General features: G+C 37.3%; 6 protein-coding genes. 4 read left to right on the top strand and 2 right to left on the bottom strand.

Going from position 1 to position 3,398, the window contains the following annotated elements:
* Positions 1–11: 11 nt before the first annotated feature.
* The 4 genes from AC3DU7_RS21070 to AC3DU7_RS21055 are packed head-to-tail and all read left to right on the top strand — an operon-like array spanning position 12 to position 1,762.
* Positions 12–263: a hypothetical protein gene (locus AC3DU7_RS21070; RefSeq protein WP_488041263.1), complete on the top strand. Its 252-nt coding sequence runs from the start codon at positions 12–14 to the stop codon at positions 261–263.
* Positions 260–547, top strand: a complete 288-nt coding sequence (locus AC3DU7_RS21065) for a monovalent cation/H(+) antiporter subunit G (protein WP_488041260.1) — start codon at positions 260–262, stop codon at positions 545–547. The genes AC3DU7_RS21070 and AC3DU7_RS21065 overlap by 4 nt, the downstream gene beginning before the upstream one ends.
* Positions 540–1,100, top strand: coding sequence for a DUF4040 domain-containing protein (locus AC3DU7_RS21060; RefSeq protein WP_488041259.1), 561 nt, complete (start codon positions 540–542; stop codon positions 1,098–1,100). Before AC3DU7_RS21065 ends, AC3DU7_RS21060 begins: the two co-directional genes overlap by 8 nt.
* Positions 1,100–1,762 (top strand): Na(+)/H(+) antiporter subunit B, encoded by a 663-nt coding sequence (locus AC3DU7_RS21055; RefSeq protein ID WP_488041258.1) that lies wholly within the window; start codon positions 1,100–1,102, stop codon positions 1,760–1,762. The genes AC3DU7_RS21060 and AC3DU7_RS21055 overlap by 1 nt, the downstream gene beginning before the upstream one ends.
* 232 nt (positions 1,763–1,994) lie before the next feature.
* Here the strand turns inward: AC3DU7_RS21055 and AC3DU7_RS21050 are convergent, their stop codons facing one another.
* Positions 1,995–2,459 carry a hypothetical protein gene (locus tag AC3DU7_RS21050; RefSeq protein ID WP_488041257.1) on the bottom strand — a complete coding sequence of 155 codons (465 nt, stop codon included), beginning with the start codon at positions 2,457–2,459 and terminating at the stop codon, positions 1,995–1,997.
* Positions 2,460–2,543: 84 nt separating this feature from the next.
* Complete coding sequence (gene hisB, locus AC3DU7_RS21045) at positions 2,544–3,185, bottom strand: imidazoleglycerol-phosphate dehydratase HisB (RefSeq protein WP_488041256.1); 642 nt, start codon at positions 3,183–3,185, stop codon at positions 2,544–2,546.
* Positions 3,186–3,398 lie beyond the last annotated feature (213 nt).

Below are 3,398 nucleotides of genomic sequence, written 5' to 3'. Positions count from 1 at the left end.
ATGAAAAACAAATGAACTATATTTTGATTGCGATGATTTTAGCTTTGCTCATACCCATTTATGAAGCTTGGCAGGATAATAATGTTTGGGAAAAAATACTCGCTTTTGCTAGTATTGCCACCAAAACTTCAATTATGATGTTAGTCGTATCCGTTTTGCGAGATGATTGGTCAATTGGAGTAGTTGCAGTTATTATTCTGAGTGTGGGTAATGCAGGATTAATGCTACTGGCAAATTTAATCAAAAGGTTAAACGAAGTATGATTGAAATTTTTGACATTTTAAGTTATGCCTTGATAGTTATCGGAATTATCTTCTGGTTTTGGGGAACATTCCCCTTGCTCGGACATAGATCGGTTTTATTTAAACTCCATAGTCTTTCGGTAGCTGATACTCTTGGCTCTATGAGTATTGTTGTGGGTTTACTGCTCAAAATTCCCTTTGAATGGCCGTTATTGCTCCTAGCACTGATTACTTTGGCAATTTGGAATACGGTTTTGGGATATGTTTTAGCATATTGCTCTAGTAGTGGAGGGAAAAATGATTGATAGTTATGTTTATGTCATCATTGCTCTACTACCATTATCAGCTTTGATGCTGGTATTTCAAGTTAATCCCTATAATGCTTTAATTATCCGAGCCATTTTAGGAGCAGTAGCAGCTTTGGTATATGCAGTTTTAGGAGCTGCAGATGTAGCTTTAACTGAAGCTTTAGTCGGTACAATGTTGGCTATTACTCTTTATGTTGTTGCAGTTCGTTCCTCTTTAGTAATGCGTCTGGGAATAGTGAAAGAGGTTGAGGCAGAAACAGACAGTGGTTTTACTAAATTAATCTCTAAGATCAAACAAACTATTGATAAATATCATTTGCGTCTTGAATTAGTTGAATATCCCAACACACAAGCTTTAGAATGGGCATTGATAGGTAAAGAGGTTCACGCTATCTGTAGTAAATCAGAAAAATTAGAGCCAGACAACGAACCCACTTATCAAACTAGCATTAGAGTGCATCGTCTTTTTGAGATTATGCAAACCGAACTAACTTCATCAAAAACAACTGTGACATACATAACTGTACCAAACTTGGAGGGCAAACATTAATGAAATGGGTTTATCTTATAGCTGGAATAGCATTGTTCATCAAAGTGTTAGTTATGCCCAACCCACAAGCACAATTGGAGGAAATTTCTATTGTTGGAGCGATCGTAACTGATAGTGGAGTACCAAATGCAGTTTCTGGCATCATTTTTAGAAATCGACTCTACGACACAATTTTTGAAGTAGTGGTATTTACGATCGCTATTTTAGGGGTGGGCTTTCTCCTCGCAAATGAAAAACCTACTGAAAAAGTTTATCAATTTAGCGATCGACCTTCAATTGTACTAGCGCGTCTGGGAGCAACTATTACGGCGTTGGTGAGTATTGAGCTGGCAATTAGGGGGCATCTCAGTCCAGGTGGTGGGTTTGCGGCTGGGGTTGCTGGAGGGACTGCTATTGGTTTGATTGCTATTACTTCCTCATCCGAGCAGATGGAGAAAATCTATAAAAAATGGAATGCTGCTATTTTGGAAAAAGTTTCGGTTTTAATATTCATTCTATTAGCAGCTATAACTCTGATGGGATTGGAATTACCAAAAGGAGAGTTGGGAACCCTTGTTAGTGGGGGTATTCTGCCAATACTTAATATTTTAGTAGCAATAAAAGTAGCATTGGGTTCCTGGGCAGTTATTTTATTGTTTATTCGTTATCGGGGGTTGTTATGAGGGAGATGGTGAGTGTGGGGAAATGGGAGCTTGTTTTAATTGCTTTAAAGTTTTAACTACAATTTCATTTCTTGAGCTACAAGGAGAACTTAATTTTTAGCAACATTAGTAATTGCTTTAAAAACTTGATCGAGCATAAAAATTAAACCTCAAGTTGGTAATAGCAAATGGAAAAATTCTTTGTTTGTAGTAGTGAAGCCCCACTACGAGCTTTTATTATGCTAAATACTGATTAAGAAAAACCTATATTTGTAACTTTTTTCTCACTCTTTAACCACTGCTTATATTTCTGTTCATCACCACCAAAAGACTCAACCGTAATTGGCATTAATTCAAGAGGTTCAATAAAATCTTTTACTTCATCAGGAGTCATCGGTTTATAAATACAAAACGCCAAAACAATATCCTTAAATAAAGGTGCTTGTCCTTCATCAGGAGAATACCGGCAAACATCAGTTACCACCCATCCAGTAGGTATTTCAGTCGCAGGTTTTCCCGGCGCTCCAAATATAGACATTGTTAAACGACGACCTATTTCTCGTTTTTCATCAAACTTTCCACATTGATAACTTGTTTGTAGATGGCGTTTAACAGTAGACTTTGGCGATAAATAATTAGGTTCTAATACCATCTTTTTACCATCTTTAATGAAGTACATAATAGCTGTAGCTTCTTCACTAAAAGTTTTATTATTCACTCGAATTAATCCTCCTGATAAAATTCAAAGGAAACTTAGGATTTAAAACCTACTGATAACTGATAACTGATAACTGATAACTGATTATAAAACTCCCTTAGAACTAGGAATTTCCCCAACTCGCCTGGGGTCAATTTCCGTTGCCATCCGTAGAGAACGAGCAAAAGCTTTAAAACCAGCTTCAATAATATGATGAGAATTAATCCCTGCCAACTGGCGAATATGCAAAGTCATCAAACTATTATTGGCCACAGCCACAAAAAATTCCCGCACCAACTGAGTATCATAACTACCAACCCGTTGAGTAGGCATTTCCAAACCATAACTCAAATGTGGACGACCAGAAAAATCCAAGGCCACTTGAACCAATGCTTCATCCAAAGGAGCCAGAAAATTACCAAAACGCACAATACCCTTGCGATCGCCCAACGCCTGACACAAAGCTTGGCCTAAAGTAATCCCCACATCCTCATTAGTATGATGGTCATCAATTTCAATATCACCCACAGCATGGACATCTAAATCTATTAGTCCATGAGAAGAAATTTGATGCAACATATGGTCCAAAAAAGGAATCCCTGTATTAGCCTTACAATTGCCCACACCATCAAGATTAAGACTAACAGTTACATCAGTTTCTCCAGTAGTTCGTTTTACCGAAGCTACTCTAGCAGGTAAATCCAATTTTACCGGAGTAGATTGAGAAGGGCGATCGCTTATCTGCATAATAAAAATATCAATATAAATTTTGAATTTTAATTTTTCAATACTAGGGGTGGGTTACGATTAAATATTAGATGAACCAGCCCCATCCCCCTGTGTAAGTCCAGTAGGTTGGGTTGACGTAGGAAACCCAACAACAACCGACCAAACCTAACCTTAACTTAGGGAATAGCAGAAAATAAATTATCCCAATTTTTGTACTTAGATCGTTAACTA

This window comes from Okeania sp., from assembly GCF_983059655.1.
The sequence above is the reverse complement of the archived record's forward strand: the minus strand, read 5'-3'. Positions and strand labels throughout refer to the sequence as shown.

Coding starts and splice junctions, on each gene's coding strand:
- AC3DU7_RS21060 (WP_488041259.1), top strand. CDS start 540: ATGATTGATAGTTATGTTTATGTCATCATTGCTCTACTACCATTATCA.
- hisB (WP_488041256.1), bottom strand. CDS start 3,185: ATGCAGATAAGCGATCGCCCTTCTCAATCTACTCCGGTAAAATTGGAT.
- AC3DU7_RS21065 (WP_488041260.1), top strand. CDS start 260: ATGATTGAAATTTTTGACATTTTAAGTTATGCCTTGATAGTTATCGGA.
- AC3DU7_RS21055 (WP_488041258.1), top strand. CDS start 1,100: ATGAAATGGGTTTATCTTATAGCTGGAATAGCATTGTTCATCAAAGTG.
- AC3DU7_RS21070 (WP_488041263.1), top strand. CDS start 12: ATGAACTATATTTTGATTGCGATGATTTTAGCTTTGCTCATACCCATT.